Below are 18,017 nucleotides of genomic sequence, written 5' to 3' on the forward strand. Positions count from 1 at the left end.
ATCGGTGGACATCGCGATTGCGTGCCGATTTGATACACCAAGTGTTCCGGTTTATCGGGAAACGGTGTCGTGCACCTTCGCGCGCACCCTTTGTCAGGGTGAGGTGTTCGCGCTGTCTGGGGAGTTGTCGTATGAAATCCGGTTGATGTACCAGATCGCCTCGCCGGTCGGGGTCTGCACGACGGCTTCGTCACCTTGCCCCTTCTTGAGCAGCGCCCGGGCCATCGGCGAGTCGATCGAAATGTAATCGTTGCGTCCGTAAATTTCGTCGTAACCCACCACTCGGAATTTTTTCAGCTCTCCTTCGTCATTTTCAACCTCGACCCAGGCGCCGAAAAATACCTTTCCTTCCTGCTCGGGGGAATAATCGACGACCCGGACGTCCTCCAGGCGCTTGCGCAGATATCTGATCCGTCGATCAATTTCTCGTAGCAGCTTTTTGTTGTACTGGTAATCGGCGTTTTCGCTACGGTCACCAAGTGACGCCGCCCACGCCACTTTCTGAGTGATCTCGGGCCGGTAGACCCGCCACAAATGATCAAGCTCAGCCTTGAGGGTGTCGTAGCCGCCGCGAGTGATGATATTTGTGGCCAAGACGGCTTCCTTTGGATAAGTCATGCATGTTCAAGGGGCGAGTCTATCAACCCTCGCGCAACACTGTCAGCGGGCTGGCGTTCAGAGCCCGGCGAGTGCCAAACACACCAGCGCCACCAATCAGCGCGGCGCCAATCAACGGCAGCACCAGCAGCCATGGATGCGGATGCCATGGCAGGTCGAAGGCGAAGCGGTACAGCACCAGGCTGACCACTTCCGAGCCGATCGCCGCGAGCAGACCGCTGACCGCACCCAACAAACCGAACTCGATTCGCCGCGCCTTGATCAACAACCGCCGCTCGGCGCCCAACGCACGCAACAGTGCGCCCTGGCGGATGCGTTCATCCAGCGTCGCTTGCAGCCCCGAAAACAGCACCGCCATTCCCGCAGCCAGAACAAACAACAACACGTATTCCACCGCCAGAGTGACCTGGGCGAGGATGCTGCGCAGCTGTTCAAGCAACGCTTCGACCTGCAGGATGGTCACCGCCGGGAAGGTCCGCGACAGCTCGACGATCTGCTGATCATGCCCCGGCGCCAGATAGAAACTGGTCAGGTAGGTCGCGGGCAGATCCTTCAAGGTACCGGGCTGAAAGATCATGAAGAAGTTCGGCTGGAAGTTGTCCCAATTGATCTCGCGCAGGCTGGTGACCTTCGCTTCGCGATTGACCCCGCCGACACTGAACACCATGTGATCGCCGAGTTTGAGTTTAAGGCTTTCGGCCACCTTGCCTTCCACCGAAACCCCCGGCACATCGTCGGACGGCTGACCGCTCCACCATGAGCCGGCGGTGAGCTTGTTGCCGGGAGGCAGATCAGCCGCCCAGGTCAGGCTCAGGTCGCGTTGAATGGCGCGATCCCCCGCCGAGTCCTTGCTGACGATTTGCTGCACCGCCTCGCCATTGATGCTGATCAGTCGTCCCGGCACGACCGGATACAGCGGTGCCGCTTGCGCGGAGACCTTGATCAGGTGGTCGGCGAAAGCCTGTTTGTCAGCCGGCAGGATGTTCAGCGCGAAGTAGTTCGGGGCGTTTTTCGGCAACTGGTTTTGCCAGGTATCGAGCAGTTCACCGCGCAGCAGCGCGATCAGCGCCATCGACAGCAGGATCAGGCCGAACGCCAGCGACTGCCCAGCTGCGGCCAACGGATGACGCAACAATTGGCCAAGGCCCAACCGCCACGGCAACGAGGCGCGGGCGAGCATCCTGCGCAAGCTTTGCAGCAACAGCAGCAGCAGGCCACCCAGCACCAGCGCGGCGACCACGCCACCACCGAGCAGGGCAAAGGTCAACAGCAGGTCGAGACTCAGGCGCCACATGATCAGGCCCAGCGCACCCAGCGCCGCGCCGTAGACCATCCATGTGCTCGACGGGATCGGCAGCATGTCGCGACGCAATACCCGCAGCGGTGGCACGCGACCCAGAGCTGCGAGCGGCGGCAAGGCAAAACCGGCCAGCGCCACCAGCCCGGTGCCGATCCCGGCAATCGCCGGAAACAGGTCACCCGGCGGCACGTCACTCGGCAACAAATCATGCAGCAGCGCGAACAGCCCCAGTTGCGCCAGCCAGCCGAGCAGGGCACCACTGATGGCGGCAACCAGCCCAAGCACGGTCAGTTGCAGACTGAACAGCACCATGGTTTCCCGGCGCGATAAGCCGAGGCAGCGCAGCAAGGCACTGGCATCGAAACGCCGGCTGGCGAAACGGTTGGCCGACAAAGCCACCGCCACCCCGGCCAGCAACACCGCGACCAGACTGGCCATGTTCAGATAGCGCTCGGCCTTGCCCAGCGCGCCGCCAATCTGCCGGTTACCGTCACGGGCGTCCTGGATTCGCTGGTTTGCGGCGAGGCCCGGTTTGATCAGCTCGCGATAGGTTTCCAGCGCCTGCGGTTCGCCGCGCCAGAGTTCGCGATAACTCACCCGGCTGCCGGGTTGCACCACGCCGGTGGCGGCGAGGTCGTCAAGATTGATCAGCACCCGTGGCGTCAGGCTGTAGAAGTTGCCGGCGCGATCCGGCTCATAGGTCAGCACGCGCGTCAGTTTCAGGGTCTTCATGCCGACGTCGATGCTGTCGCCGATCTGCAGATCCAGCGCGGTCAACAGACGCGCCTCGACCCAGGCTTCTCCGGGTTGCGGTTCGCCGCCGACTTCTTCCTGAGCAAAGGGTGCGGGCGCGCTTTTCAGCTCGCCACGCAAGGGATAGGTGCGGTCGACGGCTTTGATGCTGGATAACTGAATGCCGTTGTCGGTGGCAATGACGCTGGAAAACTCCACCACTTGTGCATGATTCAGGCGCAGTTCGGTGCCGCTGCGGATTTGCTCCTCGCGGGCCGGCGAGCTGCCTTCCAGCACCAGATCGGCGCCAAGAAACTCGGTAGCGCGCAGCATCATCGCGCCATTGAGGCGGGCGCCGAAGTAGCCGATCGCGGTGCTCGCCGCGACGGCCACCACCAGCGCAAAGAACAACACACGCAACTCGCCGGCGCGGGCATCGCGCATGAGCTGGCGCAGGGCAAGGCTGAACAGACGCAACAGCGGCAGACGTGCCATCAAGGCTCCAGAGGGGCGACCAGTAGCCCGGCTTCAAGACGGATCAGACGCCGGCAGCGATGGGCCAGGCGTTCGTCGTGGGTGACCAGCACCAGCGTGGTGCCGCGTTCCTTGTTCAACTCGAACAGCAAGTCGCTGATGCGCTCGCCGGTGTGGCTGTCGAGGTTACCGGTCGGCTCGTCGGCGAACAGCACGTCCGGTTCGGCGGCGAAGGCGCGGGCGATGGCTACACGTTGCTGTTCACCGCCAGAGAGCTGGCGCGGCGAGTGGGTCAGGCGCTGGCCGAGGCCGACGCGCTGGAGCAATTGCGTGGCGCGCTCGCGGGCATCTTTGCGGCCATCGAGCTCGAGCGGCAGCATGACGTTTTCCAGCGCATTGAGGCTGTCGAGCAACTGGAACGACTGAAAAACAAAACCGACGTGCTCGGCGCGGATTCGTGCGCGCTGGTCTTCGTCGAGATTGCTCAGGCCTTGGCCGGCGAGGGTGACTTCGCCGCTGCTGGGCAGGTCGAGGCCGGCGAGCAGGCCGAGGAGGGTGGATTTGCCGGAACCGGACGCGCCGACGATGGCCAGGCTGTCGCCCTTGTTCAGTTCCAGGCTGAGTTCGTGCAGGATAGTCAGTTCACCTTCCGCGCTAGGGACCACTTTGCTGAGGTTCTTCGCGGTGAGAATGCTTGCGCCCATGGAGAATCCGATGCGTGTATGGTTTTTGAGTGCTGGCCTGGCCTTGATGTGCATGGCCCAGAACGCAGCGGCGGGTACTGTCCTGATCGTTGGCGATAGTATCAGCGCCGGTTTCGGCCTGGATACCCGTCTGGGGTGGGTGTCGCTGCTCGAGCAGCGGCTCAAACAAGAGGGTTTCGACGACAAAGTGGTCAATGCCTCGATCAGTGGTGACACCAGCGCTGGAGGCCAGGCGCGCCTGCCTGCGCTGCTTGCAGAGCACAAGCCTGCGCTGGTGATCCTCGAACTGGGTGGCAACGATGGCCTGCGCGGGATGCCGCCAACGCAATTGCAACAAAATCTTGCTTCGATGATCGACAGCTCGCGGCAGAACGGCGCCAAGGTGCTGCTGCTCGGCATGCAGTTGCCGCCCAATTATGGCAAGCGTTACACCGATTCGTTCGCCGAGGTTTACGGCAAGCTCGCCGAAGAGAAAAACATCCCGCTGGTGCCGTTTTTTCTCGAAGGTGTCGGCGGCCATCCGGACCTGATGCAGGCCGACGGTCTGCACCCGGCCGCCGGGGCTCAGGGCAAGTTGCTGGAAAATGTCTGGCCGACGCTGAAACCGCTGTTATGAGGCTTTTCTAGTGACAGGCTTTCGGCTAATGTGGCGCCCCCTAATTTGGAGCCCCCGATGCCGCGTCCTGCCTGGTCCCTGTTTGCCTACCAACTGATCGAGCCTGACGAGCAGCTGGACCTCTTCGCCTGCCAGGAAGTGCGGGTGCATCTGGTGACGCGTCAGCTGGAACTGGGTGGCTCGGCCGATCGCACCCTGTGTGGCAGCCTGTTGCCGGCGCAACCGCGCTGGTCGAGCGTGGATCGCCGGGTGTTTCAGGACCAGCGCCTGTGCTCGCTGTGCCGCGCGATACTTGAATCGCAGAAACGCGGTACGTCGCCGATCTGGCCCGAGCTGCGATTCGAACTTTAAGATCAAAAGGCGCGACACGGTCTATCGGCGTGTCTCCCGAATCCCCAAGCCGCGGTGTACAATCGCGCCCTTATACCCTTGATGATCATGCGAAGGATTTTCCGGATGTTGCCGCGCTTTCCTGCCGTCACCCGCTGCCTGACACTTGCCGCCCTGTGTGTGGCCGGTCCCGTTGCTGCATTGGAGCTTCCTCTGCCACCACCCGGCGAAGACATCGTCGGCCAGGTGCAGGTGATCAAAGCCAAGTACGAAGACACCTTCGCTGACTTGGGCACCACCTACGATCTGGGCTATTCGGAAATGGTCGCGGCCAACCCGGGCATCGATGCCTGGCTGCCGGGCGCCGGCACCGAGATCGTCCTGCCAACGCGTTTCATCCTGCCACCGGGGCCGCGTGAAGGCATCGTCATCAACCTCGCCGAATACCGCCTCTATTACTACCCCAAAGGCCGCGACGTTGTTTACACCTTCCCGCTGGGTATCGGCCGCGAAGGCTGGGGCTCGCCGATCGCGCACACCTCGATCATCGCCAAGACACCGAACCCTACCTGGACACCTCCGGCCTCGATCAAGGCCGAACACGCCGCTGACGGTGATCCGCTGCCGAATGTAGTACCGGCCGGTCCTGACAACCCGCTGGGGCCGTTCAAGTTCACCCTCGGCACGCCGGGCTACCTGATCCACGGTTCGAACAAGAAGTTCGGCATCGGCATGCGCACCAGCCACGGCTGCTTCCGCATGTTCAACAACAACGTGCTGGAAATGGCCGGCATGGTCCCGGTGGGCACCTCGGTGCGCATCATCAACGACCCGTACAAGTTCGGGCGCAGTGGCGGCAAGGTCTATCTTGAAGCGCACACGCCGCTCGATGACAAGGGCAATCCGTCGGTGGTCGACAAGCACACGGCGGTGATCAACGCGATGCTCAAGCGTGAAGACATCACCAGCAACCTGCGCATGAACTGGGATGTGGTGCGTGATGTGGTCGCGGCCGAAGACGGTCTGCCGGTAGAGATCGCCGTGCCGAATACCTCGGCGCCGATGGTCAGCAGTGCACCGATCGATCTGCAATAACAGCGTTGAATGAAAAACCCGCCGAGGCGTGCAGCGCCGGCGGGTTTTTTATTGCCTGGAGACAAATGCCGGGCACAAAAAAGCCGATCCGGAAAACCGGATCGGCTCGATAACAATCCCGAGGGATTATTACTTGCGGCTAGCTTTTTCCAGCATGCGCAGAGCACGCTCGTTAGCTTCGTCAGCAGTCTGTTGTGCTTTTTGAGCAGCAGCCAGAGCTTCATCAGCTTTACGGTAAGCTTCGTCTGCACGAGCCTGGGAGCGAGCAGCTGCGTCTTCAGTAGCGGTCAGACGTGCTTCGGTTTCTTTCGATGCGCTGCTGCAACCGGTAGCCAGAACTGCGGCCAGAGCCAGAGCAGAGAATTTCAGAACGTTGTTCATCGTGTTCCCCTTCAAGGACTTTCAAATTAAGTGGCTGTCTCCTCACGATTGAGGAAATAGCCGGCGTACATACTACCCATTACTTGTAGTAAGTAAACTGACGTAGCGCAAGAAGCAAAAAAAATTGTAGGCGTTGATTCTTTTTCGAGCAACTTTTAACTGCGCTGTATAAAAAATATCCAGCTGCAAGCCCCGGCGTGAGCGACTCAAACGGAAAAAGTTCCCACGCTTGGCTGCTGTTTTTGCGACTTTAGGTAAAGTCTTTCTAAATGAATTCGTCCACACTTTTGTTCAGGTTCTGCGAAGCGCTTCGCGTATCTTTGTTGATGCTCAGGTGACTTTAAAAAAGGTTGCACGTCTTAAGTCTCAACATTCCGGCAATGTTCAGGCAAACGGCACGCGAAGAGCGTCTTGCGGCCCAACCTGCGAGCATCGAAGTCCTTGTGCACAAACCGTCCGATGACGAGCGTACCTTGAGCATTTGCGCCAATGGTGCCTACTATTCAGCAGGTGTCAGGTTGCGCGAGATCGGTGTGGCTCTTCTCGGTGTCCATCAGGCACGGGGTGGCGTAGATGTTCCTTCGCCGGGAAAACATCGGTAAGGTAGGGGTCACAATTCAAGACCCGCGAGGAGTAGTGATGAGCGAGGCGTTGTCCATCCACCATGACCAGGCTGGTCATCAATTCGAGACCACTGTGGACGGTCATCGTGCTTACCTGACCTACATGGATCTGGGCAAGCAGACCCTGGATATCTATCGCACCTTCGTGCCCAACGCCCTGCGTGGCCGTGGCATTGCCGCAGCGTTGACTGAACGCGCGCTGCAATACGCCGAAGAAATGGGCTATACGGTGATTCCGTCCTGCTCGTACGTTGAGCGCTATATGGAACGCCATCAGCGCCGCGCCGCCAAAATCTGAACCGTACACACAAAAACGCCGGACACTGTCCGGCGTTTTTTTATGCCTGCAGAACGCAGCTTACGTGCGTTGACGTTTCGGCAACACGTCCTTGAGCTTGGCGTGCATGCTGCGCAAGGTGTTTTCGGTAGCGGACCAATCGATGCAGGCATCGGTGATCGACACGCCATATTGCAGGTCGGCGAGGTCTTTTGGAATCGCCTGGCAGCCCCAGTTCAAGTGGCTTTCAACCATCAGGCCGATGATTGAATGGTTGCCTTCGAGGATCTGGTTGGCGACGTTCTCCATGACCAGCGGTTGCAGGGCCGGGTCCTTGTTGGAGTTGGCGTGGCTGCAGTCGACCATGATGTTCGGCTTGATCTTCGCCTTGTTCAGCGCCTGCTCGCAGAGGGCGACGCTGACCGAATCATAGTTCGGCTTGCCGTTACCGCCGCGCAGCACCACGTGACCGTAGGCATTACCTTTGGTGGTGACGATCGACACGCCACCCTCCTGGTTGATACCGAGGAAGCGGTGCGGGCTCGACACTGACTGCAGGGCGTTGATCGCCACGGTCAGGCCGCCATCCGTGCCGTTCTTGAAGCCGACGGCCGAAGACAGGCCGGAAGCCATTTCGCGGTGAGTCTGCGATTCGGTGGTGCGCGCGCCGATGGCCGACCAGCTGATCAGATCCTGCAGATACTGCGGGGAGATCGGGTCAAGGGCTTCGGTGGCGGTTGGCAGGCCTTTTTCAGCCAGATCCAGCAGCAACTGACGACCGATATGCAGGCCGTCCTGAATCTTGAACGAGTCGTCCAGGTACGGATCGTTGATCAGGCCTTTCCAGCCGACGGTGGTACGCGGCTTCTCGAAGTACACGCGCATGACCAGATACAAGGTATCGGAGACTTCCTCAGCCAGCAGCTTGAGGCGATCGGCGTATTCGTGGGCAGCCTTGATGTCGTGGATCGAGCACGGGCCGATCACGACGAACAGACGGTGGTCGGTGCCATCGAGAATATTGCGAATGACTTCGCGGCCCTTGGTGACGGTGCGCAGGGCGGCGTCGCTCAGGGGGATATCACGCTTGAGCTGATCGGGAGTGATCAGGGTCTCGTTAGAGGCGACGTTTAGGTCGTTGATCGGTAAATCAGCCATCGTTTACTCGTCAGGTCACGGGTGCCGGCCGCCAGCGATCCCCGCGCGGCGGAGCACAGCAGATTTAGCGCGTCGGGGGAGCCGAACCTTAGCGCGTCAGACGCGGCTCGACAATGGGCAAACCGTGCTTTAGTCCAGCGCTGGCTGCGCAAAAGCGTTGCGCAGGTTGTCATGGGAGAACTCTTCGGCGTGATCCTCGACCCATTGCAGGGCCAGCGCCTGAATATCCTGCAGGTCATCGTGGCTGTCCTGCATGCGCCAATAGCGTTCGATCTGGCACACCTGCTCACCCATTCGCGCGCTGAACAGGGTCTGTTCGTCAGTGAAAGCGATGCCCACCAGATAGCCCTTTTTACGCCGCAGACACCAGGCCACATAGCCCGGACAACAGAAGTCGGCATTCAACGTCGGCATGCGCACTTGCAGCGCAGTACCGTGGCGCCAGGCGCGGTGGTAATTGCAAGCGATGCCGCCGAGGCTGATAGTGTGCAGCTGTTGTCTGGAAATGCATTCAGGCTTGAGCAACGTCAATTCAACCGGCACTTCGTCCGGATGAGGAATGAAACGTCCCATGAGCACAGACTCCCTGTGTCGGCCATCTGACATTGTTTCTCCCAGTATAGTGGTCGAATCCGAGCTGACCGACTTCGACGCCGACCAGCGGCTGCTGGCGATGCGCGGGGTTTCCCTGGTGATTTTCACCAGCGTCGGCTGCGCCAGTTGTCGTTATGCCCGCGAGGTCTTGCCGGGCATGCCGCTGGCGCTCGACCGGCTGTGCTGGATCGACGCCGGCGACAATGGCGGCCTGGTCGAGCGTTATCAGGTGTTTCATTTGCCGGCGCTGTTTGTGGTGCGCGACGGCGAGTTCTTTGGCGCGGTGCACGCTCGTCTGACAGTTGATGAACTTGATCAGGCAGTGGCACAGGCGCTGGGTCGAATTGCAGAGGAGTTGCCATGAGCGAGACAGTCAGCAAACCGGTGGTGGGGATTATCGGTACCGGTGCAATCGGTGGGTTTTACGGGGTGATGCTGACGCGCGCCGGTTTCGATGTGCACTTCTTGTTGCGCAGCGAATTCTCGGCGGTGGCTGAACGAGGCTTGCAGATCAACAGTGCGGTGCACGGCTCGATGACACTCAATCCGGCCAATGCCTATTGCGCCGCCGAAGACATGCCGCGCTGTGACTGGCTGCTGGTCGGCACGAAGTCCACCAGCAACGCCGATCTGGCGCCGGCGATCATGCAGGCCGCCCAACCCGACGCAAAAGTGCTGTTGCTGCAGAACGGTCTGAATGTCGAAGACAGCTTGCGGCCGCTGTTGCCCGATTCGCTGCATCTGCTCGGCGGTCTGTGCCTGATCTGCGTGCACCGCGAAGGTCCGGGGCAGATTACCCATCAGGCACTTGGTGCGGTGAACGTCGGTTATCACAGCGGTCCGGCTATCGATGAAGTGGCGCGCATGGCGATTGTCGAGGAGGGCGCCGGGCTGTTTCGCGCCGCCGGCATCGATTCTCAGGCAATGAGCAATCTGCATCAGGCGCGCTGGCAGAAACTGGTGTGGAATATCCCTTATAACGGACTTTCAGTGCTGCTCGGCGCAGGTACTGAAGCGCTGATGAAAGATGTCGACAGCCGCTTGTCGATTCAAGCGTTGATGGCCGAAGTGGTGCAGGGCGCCAAGGCGTGCGGCTACGAGATCCCGCCCGGCTATGCCGAGTACCTGTTCACCATGACGGAAAAAATGCCCGATTACTGGCCGAGCATGTACCACGACTTTTCACACAAGCGCCCGCTGGAGCTGGAGGCGATCTACGCCCGCCCACTGGCGGCGGCAAAAGCGGCAGGCTGCGAATTGCCGCGTATCGAGGCGTTGTATCGCCATTTGGGCTTTATCGACCGACGCAATATTTGAGTCGCAGGCTTGGGGGCAGCATGGCCAATAACATCGATGACAAACTGGTGCTGGCGATTTCCTCGCGCGCCTTGTTCGACCTGAGCGAAAGCCACAAGGTCTACCTGTCGAGCGGCGTCGAAGCCTATCGGCAGTATCAGATCGAGCACGAGGACGAAATTCTCGCGCCGGGCGATGCGTTCCCGCTGGTGGAAAAACTCCTGAGTCTTAACAGTCGTCTCGGCCGCGCGCGGGTCGAGGTGATTCTGGTTTCGCGTAACAGTGCTGACACCGGGCTGCGCGTGTTCAACTCGATTCATCATTATGGTCTGGCGATTTCTCGTGCGGCGTTCGTCGGTGGGCGCAGTCCGTATCCTTATCTGAAAGCGTTTGGCTGCGACCTGTTTCTCTCGACCCACGCCGAAGACGTGCGCGCGGCGCTGGACGCCGGGTTCGCTGCTGCAACGATTCTCTCCGGTGGCGCCAGTCGCGCAGCCAGCGACGAATTGCGCATTGCCTTCGACGGTGACGCAGTGATTTTTTCCGACGAGTCGGAGCGCGTCTATCAGTCTGGAGGGCTGGAAGCGTTCCAGGCCAAGGAACGCGAATCGGCACGCGAGCCGTTGCGCGGCGGGCCGTTCAAGGGCTTTCTGGCAGCGCTCAATCTGTTGCAGCGCGAGTTTCCCGAGGATGATTGCCCGATCCGCACGGCGCTGGTGACCGCGCGTTCGGCGCCGGCCCATGAGCGGGTGATTCGTACGTTGCGGGAATGGGATATTCGTCTCGATGAGTCGCTGTTTCTCGGTGGCCTGACCAAATCGGCGTTCCTCGAAGCGTTCGCCGCCGACGTGTTCTTCGATGACCAGACCGGCCATTGCGAGCTGGCTCGCGAAGTGGTCGCCACCGGCCACGTGCCCCATGGCATCAGCAACGAACCATTGATCTAGAGCCTTTTCATTCAGGACGTTGCGTCGCACGTCGTACTCGCCAAGGCACTGCTAAGCTGAATCAATCTCCGCCATCGTTGGCTCGCGAGGAGGCCCCATGATTCGCTCAATGCTGTATGCCACCGACCTCGGTCTGTACGCACCGTTCGTGATGCAGCATGCCTTGGCATTGGCGCGCACCTTCAATGCCGATCTGTATGTAGTGCACGCGGTGGAACCGATGGGCCTGTTCGCCGAGTCGGTGCTGCAGAGCTATCTCGACGAACAGGCATTGAACGAATTCCATAGTCAGGGTCTGAAAACAGTCATCGCCAATATCGAACAACGGGTGCTTGACAGCTTTCGCGAAGAACTGGGAGACGACGGCGAACAGGATCTGCAGCGCATTCGCGCAGTGCGCGTGCTGCAGGGCGATCCGTCGCAGGTGATTCTCGATCAGGTGCACAAGCTCTCGGTCGATCTGTTGATCGTCGGCAGTCACAGCCACGGTGTCGGCGCAGAAACGCCGTTGGGGCGCACGGCGGCGCGGGTGCTGCAACTGGCCAAAGTGCCGGTGTATCTGGTGCCGCTGATGGAACGCCGGCGGCGTGAGGATCACTGAAGCAGGAATAATGGCGTTTTGATAAAAAAGTTCTAGATTTATTCTTCGAACCATTAATATAGTTATATACCGTCGCTGATGCCCGTGGCGTCTACCTGCTTTGAGGGATTGATATGAAGCTTCAACAACTGCGCTACATCTGGGAAGTGGCGCACCACGACCTCAACGTTTCCGCTACCGCTCAAAGCCTGTACACCTCGCAACCGGGCATCAGTAAGCAGATCCGCCTGCTGGAAGACGAGCTGGGCGTCGAAGTCTTCGCCCGCAGCGGCAAGCACCTGACCCGCGTCACCCCGGCCGGCGAGCGCATCATCACCACCGCTGGCGAGATCCTGCGCAAAGTCGAAAGCATCAAGCAGATTGCCCAGGAATTCTCCAACGAGAAAAAGGGCACCCTGTCGATCGCCACCACCCACACCCAGGCGCGTTATGCGCTGCCGCCGGTGATCAGCAATTTCATCAAGCAATACCCGGACGTGGCCCTGCACATGCATCAGGGCTCGCCGATGCAGATCGCCGAAATGGCCGCTGACGGCACCGTCGATTTCGCCATTGCCACTGAAGCGCTGGAGCTGTTCGGCGATCTGGTGATGATGCCGTGCTACCGCTGGAACCGCTGCGTGGTCGTACCCCACGGCCACCCGCTGACCAAGCTGCCGAAGCTGACTCTCGAAGCGCTGGCCGAATATCCGATTGTTACTTACGTGTTCGGTTTCACCGGCCGTTCCAAGCTCGACGAAGCCTTCAGCCATCGTGGCCTGACGCCGAAAGTGGTGTTCACCGCTGCTGACGCCGACGTGATCAAAACCTACGTGCGTCTGGGTCTGGGCGTAGGCATCGTGGCTAAGATGGCCGTCGATACCAAGCTCGATAACGATCTGGTGGTGCTGGATGCCAGCGAGCTGTTCGAGTCGAGCATCACCAAGATCGGTTTCCGTCGCGGCACTTTCCTGCGTGGCTTCATGTGCGACTTCATCGAGAAATTCGCGCCGCACCTGACCCGTGAAGTCATGGCCAAGGCTATTCAATGCCACAACAAGCAAGAGCTGGAAGAGCTGTTCGACGGCGTCGAACTGCCCGTTCACTAAGCACCCGCTTCAGAGCACCTCGGTGACAGCAAACTGTTGCCGGGTGCCCGCCACCAGAATCTCCACCTCATCACCCTCGAACTTGCCCAGCAGGCTTTTGCCCAGTGGCGAGCGGGGGGTGATGACGGTGATCGGCTGACCCACCAATTCGATTTTCAGGCCCGCCGCGTCCGGCGCCAGAAACAGCCATTGCTCACGGCCCTTTTCATCTTCCAGGCCGAGCAGGGCGCCGACTTCGATGCCGCGATTTTCATCGTAGGCACGCAACGTCAGGTTCTGGCACAGCGCCAGTGAATGACGGATCTCCTCAACCCGCTTCGCCTGACCCGCCGCCAGATACGACGCCTCCAGCCCCAGCGTGTCGTATTTGTTTTCGGCGATGTTTTCTTCGTGGGTCGCGGTTTCGTAAGCGGTTTGCGCGGCGCGCTCGGCGATGTCGAGGTCGATGCGCAGCTTGTCGAGAATCAATTGGTGGACGCTGTGTTTGTTCATGATCAATCGCAGAATTGCAAAACGTTGGCGCGGCTCTTTTCGGTCGGCGCGGTCTGGTCCTGTTGCAGCCAGAACTGGCATTTGGGGTTCGACGCATTGCGCGAGTTGGCGCGCGCCTGATCCAGTCGAGCCTGCTGTTCATTCTTGCGCAGGTTTTCTTCGTACTGCTGGAACATCGGCGTTGCTGGCGGCGCAATGTCCGGCTGTGGCTCGACGGCTGCTGGCGGCTTGGCCAATTGCTGCACCGCTTGCGCGACGGGCGCCAGTTGCTCGGGGAAGATGAAGCGCGAAAGCAGCCAGCAGGTCAGCGCAATGGCGAGGAAACCCAGCCACAGGCCGAGCGCAATGCTGCCGGTCAGCTGCAGCGCGCTAAGCTGAACAGGCAAGGGACGACGCGGATTCGGGCGGTAGGGCATGGCGGCCTCCTGGCGGATGGTTACGGGCAAGCGGCGATTGTCGCACGAAGATTAATCGCCGTCGGCTCTTCTGCACGAAGGCATTTATGCGGACAATCGAGGTTTTTTGCCAACGGGAGAAAGGCATGGCTGAAGCGAAACCCCGCTGGGATATTTTTTGTACCGTGGTCGATAACTTCGGCGACATCGGCGTGACCTGGCGTCTGGCCCGGCAACTGGTGGCCGAACATGCCTTGCCGGTGCGTCTGTGGGTGGATGACCTGCGCGCATTCGAGCGCATCTGCCCGCAGATCGACATCAATCTTGCACAGCAGTGGCAACAGGGTGTCGAGGTGCGTCAGTGGCCGAGCGAATGGCGGCACGCCGACGCTGCCGATGTCGTCATCGCCGCCTTCGCCTGTCAGTTGCCCGCTGACTACATGGACAGCATGGCCGCACGGCAGACACAGCCGCTGTGGCTCAACCTCGATTATCTCAGCGCCGAAGACTGGGTCACCGGCTGTCACGGCTTGCCGTCGGTGAAATACAAATCGGTGCAAAAATTCTTCTTTTTCCCAGGCTTCAAGCCGGGCACCGGTGGCCTGCTACGTGAGCGCGGACTGCTCGAACAGCGTCGGCAGTTTCAGCGGGATGGGTCGGCGCAGCGACATTTCCTGCAAGGCTTGGGCATCGATCCCGCGTCCGACGCGCAATTAATCTCCCTGTTTGCTTATGAAAATGCCGGGCTGGCCAGTTGGCTGGATGTGCTGGCGGCTGACCCGCAACGCACCCACCTGCTGGTGCCGGAAGGGCGGATTCTGGGCGATGTGGCGCGCTGGCTGGGTGCGGAATTTCTGCCGGTGGGCGCGATTCATGTGCGCGATTCACTGACCGTGCAAGTACTGCCGTTCGTCCGTCAGGACCAATATGATCAGCTGCTGTGGTGCTGCGATTTCAACGCAGTGCGTGGCGAGGACTCATTCGTGCGCGCGCAATGGGCCGGGCGGCCAATGCTCTGGCACATTTATCAGCAGGACGACGATATCCATCTGGACAAGCTCGATGCTTTTCTTGCGCTCTATACTCACGGCCTTTCGCCCGCTGCGGCGCAGGCGATGAACGGTCTGTGGCGAGCGTGGAGCGCCGGGCAACCAATCGGCGAGCACTGGCTGGCGGTGCGAAATCATTGGCCTGAGCTTGAGGAAAACGCGCAAGCATGGTGTCTGGAACAGGCCTTGCAGGCCGATCTTGCCACGGCGCTGGTACAGTTTTATGTAAATTGGATATGATACGCGGCCTAGATTTTTGTAAATCCCATCCAAATTCGGATATTCGCAATGAAAACTGGTAAAGAACTCAAACCCGGTACCGTGATCCGTATCGACAACGATCCTTGGCTGGTTCAGAAAGCTGAATTCACCAAGTCGGGCCGTAACAGCGCGATCATGAAGACCAAGCTGAAGAACCTGCTGACCGGTTACAAGACCGAAACCGTTTACGGTGCGGACGACAAACTGGACGACGTGATCCTGGATCGTAAAGAAGCCACCCTGTCGTTCATCAGCGGTGACACTTACACGTTCATGGACACCACTGACTACACCATGTACGAACTGAACGCTGACGACATCGAAGCCGTTCTGCCGTTCGTTGAAGAAGGCATGACCGACGTCTGCGAAGCCGTATTCTTCGAAGGCCGTCTGGTTTCCGTAGAGCTGCCGACCACTATCGTGCGTCAGGTTGACTACACCGAAGGCTCCGCTCGCGGTGACACTTCCGGCAAGGTAATGAAGCCTGCCAAACTGAAGAACGGTACCGAACTGTCGGTTGCCGACTTCATCGAAATCGGCGACATGATCGAGATCGATACCCGCGAAGGCGGTTCCTACAAAGGCCGTGCGAAATAAGCACTGCTTTTTGCGCAAAGAAAAAACCCGACCATTGAGTCGGGTTTTTTTATGCCTGTTGCAAACACTCGGATGGGGTATTTATTTCAGGTGTTCCTTGAGCTCTTGCGCAGCCTGCAACATCGCCGAACGCACCGCCGGAACCTGGCTGACCACATTAAGCAAACCGTAATCGTGGATCATGCCGTTGTAACGCACCGACGTCACCGGCACGCCGGCTTCGTCGAGTTTGCGTGCATAAGCTTCGCCTTCATCACGCAACACGTCGGCACTGGCAGTCTGCACCAGTGCAGGCGGCAAGCCTTTGAGTTGCGCGGTGGTGGCGCGCAGCGGCGAGGCGTAGATCTCGTTGCGCTGTTTGGCGTCGGTGGTGTAGTTGTCCCAGAACCACTTCATCATGTTGCGAGTGAGGAAGTGCCCTTCGGCGTACTGGTCGTACGAACCGGTGTCGAAGTTGGCATCAGTCACCGGCCACAGCAGCGCCTGGAATTTGATTGCCGGGGTGCCTTTGTCCTTGGCCATCAGCGCAACCACTGCGGCCATGTTGCCGCCGACGCTGTTGCCGGCCACGGCCAGGCGCTTGCCGTCGACATTGATCTCTTTGCCGTGTTCCGCCACCCATTTGGTTGCGGCGTAGGCTTGGTTGATCGCCACCGGATAATGCGCTTCCGGCGAAGGGGTGTAATTGACAAACACCGCCGCCGCCCCCGAACCGACCACCAGATCGCGCACCAGACGTTCGTGAGTGGGGAAATCCCCCAGCACCCAGCCGCCGCCGTGGAAGAACATGAACACCGGCAGCTCACCCTTGACCCCGGCCGGCCGGACGATGGTCAGGCTCAGCGGTTGACCATCGACCTGGATGGTCTTCTCGCTGACATCGGCTTTCGGCAGCGTCAACTTGACCCCGGACTGCGCGCCGACCAGCACGGCGCGGGCATCCTTGGGCGACAGCTGCTCGATCGGCTTGCCGCTGTCTGAGTTCAGCGCATCGAGGAATGCCTGGGTGTTGTGTTCGACATCACCGGCAAAAGCGCTGTGCACCGACAGGGCGAGAAGGGTACCGGTCAAGACTTTGCTGAAAGTGTTCATGTTCAATTTCCTTGTTCGGGCCGGGGGCTTGAGTGATTACACGGTGACGTGCAGACGGACATCGACGTTGCCACGGGTGGCGTTGGAGTACGGGCAGACCTGGTGAGCGGCGTCGACCAGCGACTGCGCGTCGGCTTGTTCCAGGCCCGGCAGGCTGATGTGCAAATCGATGTCCAGACCGAAACCGCCAGGGATCTGACCGATGCCGACATGGGCGGTGATTGACGCGTCGTCAGGAATCTTGCGCTTGGTCTGGCTGGCGACGAATTTCAGTGCGCCGATGAAGCAGGCCGAGTAACCGGCAGCGAACAGTTGCTCAGGGTTGGTCGCCGCACCGCCAGCACCGCCGAGTTCTTTCGGGGTGGCCAGTTTGACGTCGAGTACGTTGTCGCTGGAGATCGCACGACCGTCACGGCCGCCAGTGGAAGTTGCGATTGCGGTGTAGAGAGTTTGCATGGTGTGAGCCTCATCGGTGGTGTTGTAGTGCGCTAATTGTTTGCGCGCTAAGTAGGTGTGAAGAGAATGTATAGCGCTAATGTTTAGCGCGCAAGATAAATTTACAGAAAAAGTGGCGTTTGGCTCAAAGGCGAGGCATGAGAGAGGGTCGTAAGGCTTGATCTAGAGCGTTTGGCGGGGGAAGTACCGTGGCGAAAAATATTTGTTGGCGCTGGACTCAGTGTGGGAGCGGGCTTGCTCGCGAAGGCGTCCTGTCAGCCAACGCTCGCTCTGACTGATCAATCGCTTTCGCGCCCAAGCCCGCTCCAACAGGGAATGTGGCAGGGCTTAATTCAGGCTGTCTTGCAGATGCCCTCGCAGCGCTTGCAGCTCGGCCTGCAACTTCTGCAAACGTTCGAGGGTGAAGCCACTCGCCCCAAGAAGGCACTGCGGCACGGTTTGCGCCTTGTCGCGCAGGGCTCGGCCCGCTGCAGTCAGTTCGACGATCACTACGCGTTCATCTTCGCGGCTGCGGGTACGGCTGAGCAGGCCTTCGGCCTCCAGGCGTTTGAGCAACGGCGTCAGCGATCCGGGATCGGTCAGCAGGCGTGCGCTGATTTCTCCGACGGTCAAGCCATCTTTCTCCCACAGCACCATCATCGCCAGATACTGCGGATAGGTCAGGCCCAGCGCCTGCAACAGCGGCTTGTAGACCTTGGTCATCATTAGCGAAGTCGAGTGCAGGGCGAAGCACGCCTGATTATCGAGCAGAAGGTCGTCGCAGTTGTCGCGTTCGCAAGTCATTGTCAAAGCCTTGATCGTTGATCGTTTTTTAATCTAGCGCTCGAATCTTTAAGGCGCC

The 18,017-nt window shown here is 59.9% G+C and carries 22 protein-coding genes; 11 read left to right on the forward strand and 11 right to left on the reverse strand.

Annotated features, from left to right (window positions below):
- Positions 1-93: 93 nt before the first annotated feature.
- Genes greB through CXF97_RS01455 form a run of 3 tightly spaced genes read right to left on the reverse strand, consistent with a single transcriptional unit; the run spans position 94 to position 3,828 of the window.
- Positions 94-594, reverse strand: a complete 501-nt coding sequence (gene greB / locus CXF97_RS01445) for a transcription elongation factor GreB (protein ID WP_101155661.1) — start codon at positions 592-594, stop codon at positions 94-96.
- 46 nt (positions 595-640) lie between these two features.
- Entirely contained in the window at positions 641-3,145 is a 2,505-nt protein-coding gene (locus CXF97_RS01450; protein WP_101155482.1) for an ABC transporter permease, read from the reverse strand.
- Positions 3,145-3,828, reverse strand: a complete 684-nt coding sequence (locus CXF97_RS01455) for an ABC transporter ATP-binding protein (RefSeq protein ID WP_016770883.1) — start codon at positions 3,826-3,828, stop codon at positions 3,145-3,147. Before CXF97_RS01455 ends, CXF97_RS01450 begins: the two co-directional genes overlap by 1 nt.
- Before the next feature lie 10 nt (positions 3,829-3,838).
- On the opposite strand from CXF97_RS01455, the gene CXF97_RS01460 reads away from it, so the two are divergent.
- The 3 genes from CXF97_RS01460 to CXF97_RS01470 all read left to right on the forward strand — a co-directional run bounded on the left by CXF97_RS01460 (position 3,839) and on the right by CXF97_RS01470 (position 5,869).
- Entirely contained in the window at positions 3,839-4,444 is a 606-nt protein-coding gene (locus CXF97_RS01460) for an arylesterase (protein WP_178081132.1), read from the forward strand.
- 57 nt (positions 4,445-4,501) lie between these two features.
- Complete coding sequence (locus tag CXF97_RS01465; protein ID WP_003226812.1) at positions 4,502-4,795, forward strand: hypothetical protein; 294 nt, start codon at positions 4,502-4,504, stop codon at positions 4,793-4,795.
- Between the two features lie 105 nt (positions 4,796-4,900).
- Positions 4,901-5,869 (forward strand): L,D-transpeptidase family protein, encoded by a 969-nt coding sequence (locus tag CXF97_RS01470; RefSeq protein ID WP_101155486.1) that lies wholly within the window; start codon positions 4,901-4,903, stop codon positions 5,867-5,869.
- A 129-nt stretch (positions 5,870-5,998) separates the two neighbouring features.
- Here the strand turns inward: CXF97_RS01470 and oprI are convergent, their stop codons facing one another.
- Entirely contained in the window at positions 5,999-6,250 is a 252-nt protein-coding gene (oprI, locus tag CXF97_RS01475) for an outer membrane lipoprotei OprI (RefSeq protein WP_003183784.1), read from the reverse strand.
- Between the two features lie 639 nt (positions 6,251-6,889).
- Here oprI and CXF97_RS01480 point away from each other — a divergent pair.
- The gene (locus tag CXF97_RS01480; RefSeq protein WP_016770879.1) at positions 6,890-7,171 is read left to right on the forward strand and encodes a GNAT family N-acetyltransferase; all 282 of its coding nucleotides are present in this window, start codon (positions 6,890-6,892) and stop codon (positions 7,169-7,171) included.
- A 60-nt stretch (positions 7,172-7,231) separates the two neighbouring features.
- Here the strand turns inward: CXF97_RS01480 and CXF97_RS01485 are convergent, their stop codons facing one another.
- Complete coding sequence (locus tag CXF97_RS01485; RefSeq protein ID WP_101155488.1) at positions 7,232-8,308, reverse strand: 3-deoxy-7-phosphoheptulonate synthase; 1,077 nt, start codon at positions 8,306-8,308, stop codon at positions 7,232-7,234.
- A 129-nt stretch (positions 8,309-8,437) separates the two neighbouring features.
- Complete coding sequence (locus tag CXF97_RS01490; protein ID WP_101155490.1) at positions 8,438-8,881, reverse strand: PilZ domain-containing protein; 444 nt, start codon at positions 8,879-8,881, stop codon at positions 8,438-8,440.
- On the opposite strand from CXF97_RS01490, the gene CXF97_RS01495 reads away from it, so the two are divergent.
- The 5 genes from CXF97_RS01495 to cysB all read left to right on the forward strand — a co-directional run bounded on the left by CXF97_RS01495 (position 8,880) and on the right by cysB (position 12,834).
- Positions 8,880-9,266 (forward strand): co-chaperone YbbN, encoded by a 387-nt coding sequence (locus CXF97_RS01495; RefSeq protein ID WP_101155492.1) that lies wholly within the window; start codon positions 8,880-8,882, stop codon positions 9,264-9,266. The two genes, CXF97_RS01490 and CXF97_RS01495, sit on opposite strands and share 2 nt — an antisense overlap.
- Positions 9,263-10,219, forward strand: coding sequence for a putative 2-dehydropantoate 2-reductase (locus CXF97_RS01500; protein WP_101155494.1), 957 nt, complete (start codon positions 9,263-9,265; stop codon positions 10,217-10,219). Before CXF97_RS01495 ends, CXF97_RS01500 begins: the two co-directional genes overlap by 4 nt.
- Positions 10,220-10,239: 20 nt before the next feature.
- Entirely contained in the window at positions 10,240-11,145 is a 906-nt protein-coding gene (locus CXF97_RS01505) for a 5'-nucleotidase (RefSeq protein ID WP_101155496.1), read from the forward strand.
- A gap of 97 nt (positions 11,146-11,242) precedes the next feature.
- On the forward strand, positions 11,243-11,746 hold the full coding sequence (locus CXF97_RS01510) for a universal stress protein (protein ID WP_101155498.1): 504 nt from the start codon (positions 11,243-11,245) through the stop codon (positions 11,744-11,746).
- A gap of 113 nt (positions 11,747-11,859) precedes the next feature.
- Entirely contained in the window at positions 11,860-12,834 is a 975-nt protein-coding gene (gene cysB, locus CXF97_RS01515; protein ID WP_016770873.1) for an HTH-type transcriptional regulator CysB, read from the forward strand.
- Between the two features lie 9 nt (positions 12,835-12,843).
- On the opposite strand, the gene CXF97_RS01520 is transcribed toward cysB, so the two are convergent.
- Positions 12,844-13,326 (reverse strand): GreA/GreB family elongation factor, encoded by a 483-nt coding sequence (locus CXF97_RS01520; protein WP_101155500.1) that lies wholly within the window; start codon positions 13,324-13,326, stop codon positions 12,844-12,846.
- Between the two features lie 2 nt (positions 13,327-13,328).
- Entirely contained in the window at positions 13,329-13,742 is a 414-nt protein-coding gene (locus tag CXF97_RS01525) for a hypothetical protein (protein WP_101155502.1), read from the reverse strand.
- Positions 13,743-13,867: 125 nt separating this feature from the next.
- On the opposite strand from CXF97_RS01525, the gene earP reads away from it, so the two are divergent.
- Together earP and CXF97_RS01535 are read left to right on the forward strand one after the other, a co-directional pair.
- Positions 13,868-15,010 (forward strand): elongation factor P maturation arginine rhamnosyltransferase EarP, encoded by a 1,143-nt coding sequence (gene earP / locus CXF97_RS01530; protein WP_101155504.1) that lies wholly within the window; start codon positions 13,868-13,870, stop codon positions 15,008-15,010.
- A 48-nt stretch (positions 15,011-15,058) separates the two neighbouring features.
- The gene (locus tag CXF97_RS01535; protein ID WP_101155506.1) at positions 15,059-15,628 is read left to right on the forward strand and encodes an elongation factor P; all 570 of its coding nucleotides are present in this window, start codon (positions 15,059-15,061) and stop codon (positions 15,626-15,628) included.
- 81 nt (positions 15,629-15,709) lie between these two features.
- On the opposite strand, the gene CXF97_RS01540 is transcribed toward CXF97_RS01535, so the two are convergent.
- The 3 genes from CXF97_RS01540 to CXF97_RS01550 all read right to left on the reverse strand — a co-directional run bounded on the left by CXF97_RS01540 (position 15,710) and on the right by CXF97_RS01550 (position 17,959).
- Complete coding sequence (locus CXF97_RS01540) at positions 15,710-16,720, reverse strand: alpha/beta hydrolase (RefSeq protein WP_101155508.1); 1,011 nt, start codon at positions 16,718-16,720, stop codon at positions 15,710-15,712.
- 36 nt (positions 16,721-16,756) lie between these two features.
- The gene (locus CXF97_RS01545; protein ID WP_007940002.1) at positions 16,757-17,176 is read right to left on the reverse strand and encodes an organic hydroperoxide resistance protein; all 420 of its coding nucleotides are present in this window, start codon (positions 17,174-17,176) and stop codon (positions 16,757-16,759) included.
- A 327-nt stretch (positions 17,177-17,503) separates the two neighbouring features.
- Positions 17,504-17,959 (reverse strand): MarR family winged helix-turn-helix transcriptional regulator, encoded by a 456-nt coding sequence (locus CXF97_RS01550; RefSeq protein WP_101155510.1) that lies wholly within the window; start codon positions 17,957-17,959, stop codon positions 17,504-17,506.
- Positions 17,960-18,017: the final 58 nt, after the last annotated feature.

This window comes from Pseudomonas sp. Choline-02u-1 (assembly GCF_002836515.1).
GTDB lineage: Bacteria > Pseudomonadota > Gammaproteobacteria > Pseudomonadales > Pseudomonadaceae > Aquipseudomonas.

Coding starts and splice junctions, on each gene's coding strand:
- CXF97_RS01455 (WP_016770883.1), bottom strand. CDS start 3,828: ATGGGCGCAAGCATTCTCACCGCGAAGAACCTCAGCAAAGTGGTCCCT.
- CXF97_RS01540 (WP_101155508.1), bottom strand. CDS start 16,720: ATGAACACTTTCAGCAAAGTCTTGACCGGTACCCTTCTCGCCCTGTCG.
- CXF97_RS01450 (WP_101155482.1), bottom strand. CDS start 3,145: ATGGCACGTCTGCCGCTGTTGCGTCTGTTCAGCCTTGCCCTGCGCCAG.
- CXF97_RS01535 (WP_101155506.1), top strand. CDS start 15,059: ATGAAAACTGGTAAAGAACTCAAACCCGGTACCGTGATCCGTATCGAC.
- CXF97_RS01520 (WP_101155500.1), bottom strand. CDS start 13,326: ATGAACAAACACAGCGTCCACCAATTGATTCTCGACAAGCTGCGCATC.
- CXF97_RS01480 (WP_016770879.1), top strand. CDS start 6,890: ATGAGCGAGGCGTTGTCCATCCACCATGACCAGGCTGGTCATCAATTC.
- cysB (WP_016770873.1), top strand. CDS start 11,860: ATGAAGCTTCAACAACTGCGCTACATCTGGGAAGTGGCGCACCACGAC.
- oprI (WP_003183784.1), bottom strand. CDS start 6,250: ATGAACAACGTTCTGAAATTCTCTGCTCTGGCTCTGGCCGCAGTTCTG.
- CXF97_RS01485 (WP_101155488.1), bottom strand. CDS start 8,308: ATGGCTGATTTACCGATCAACGACCTAAACGTCGCCTCTAACGAGACC.
- earP (WP_101155504.1), top strand. CDS start 13,868: ATGGCTGAAGCGAAACCCCGCTGGGATATTTTTTGTACCGTGGTCGAT.
- CXF97_RS01510 (WP_101155498.1), top strand. CDS start 11,243: ATGATTCGCTCAATGCTGTATGCCACCGACCTCGGTCTGTACGCACCG.
- CXF97_RS01550 (WP_101155510.1), bottom strand. CDS start 17,959: ATGACTTGCGAACGCGACAACTGCGACGACCTTCTGCTCGATAATCAG.
- CXF97_RS01500 (WP_101155494.1), top strand. CDS start 9,263: ATGAGCGAGACAGTCAGCAAACCGGTGGTGGGGATTATCGGTACCGGT.
- CXF97_RS01470 (WP_101155486.1), top strand. CDS start 4,901: ATGTTGCCGCGCTTTCCTGCCGTCACCCGCTGCCTGACACTTGCCGCC.
- CXF97_RS01525 (WP_101155502.1), bottom strand. CDS start 13,742: ATGCCCTACCGCCCGAATCCGCGTCGTCCCTTGCCTGTTCAGCTTAGC.
- CXF97_RS01490 (WP_101155490.1), bottom strand. CDS start 8,881: ATGGGACGTTTCATTCCTCATCCGGACGAAGTGCCGGTTGAATTGACG.
- CXF97_RS01465 (WP_003226812.1), top strand. CDS start 4,502: ATGCCGCGTCCTGCCTGGTCCCTGTTTGCCTACCAACTGATCGAGCCT.
- CXF97_RS01545 (WP_007940002.1), bottom strand. CDS start 17,176: ATGCAAACTCTCTACACCGCAATCGCAACTTCCACTGGCGGCCGTGAC.
- CXF97_RS01495 (WP_101155492.1), top strand. CDS start 8,880: ATGAGCACAGACTCCCTGTGTCGGCCATCTGACATTGTTTCTCCCAGT.
- CXF97_RS01505 (WP_101155496.1), top strand. CDS start 10,240: ATGGCCAATAACATCGATGACAAACTGGTGCTGGCGATTTCCTCGCGC.
- CXF97_RS01460 (WP_178081132.1), top strand. CDS start 3,839: ATGCGTGTATGGTTTTTGAGTGCTGGCCTGGCCTTGATGTGCATGGCC.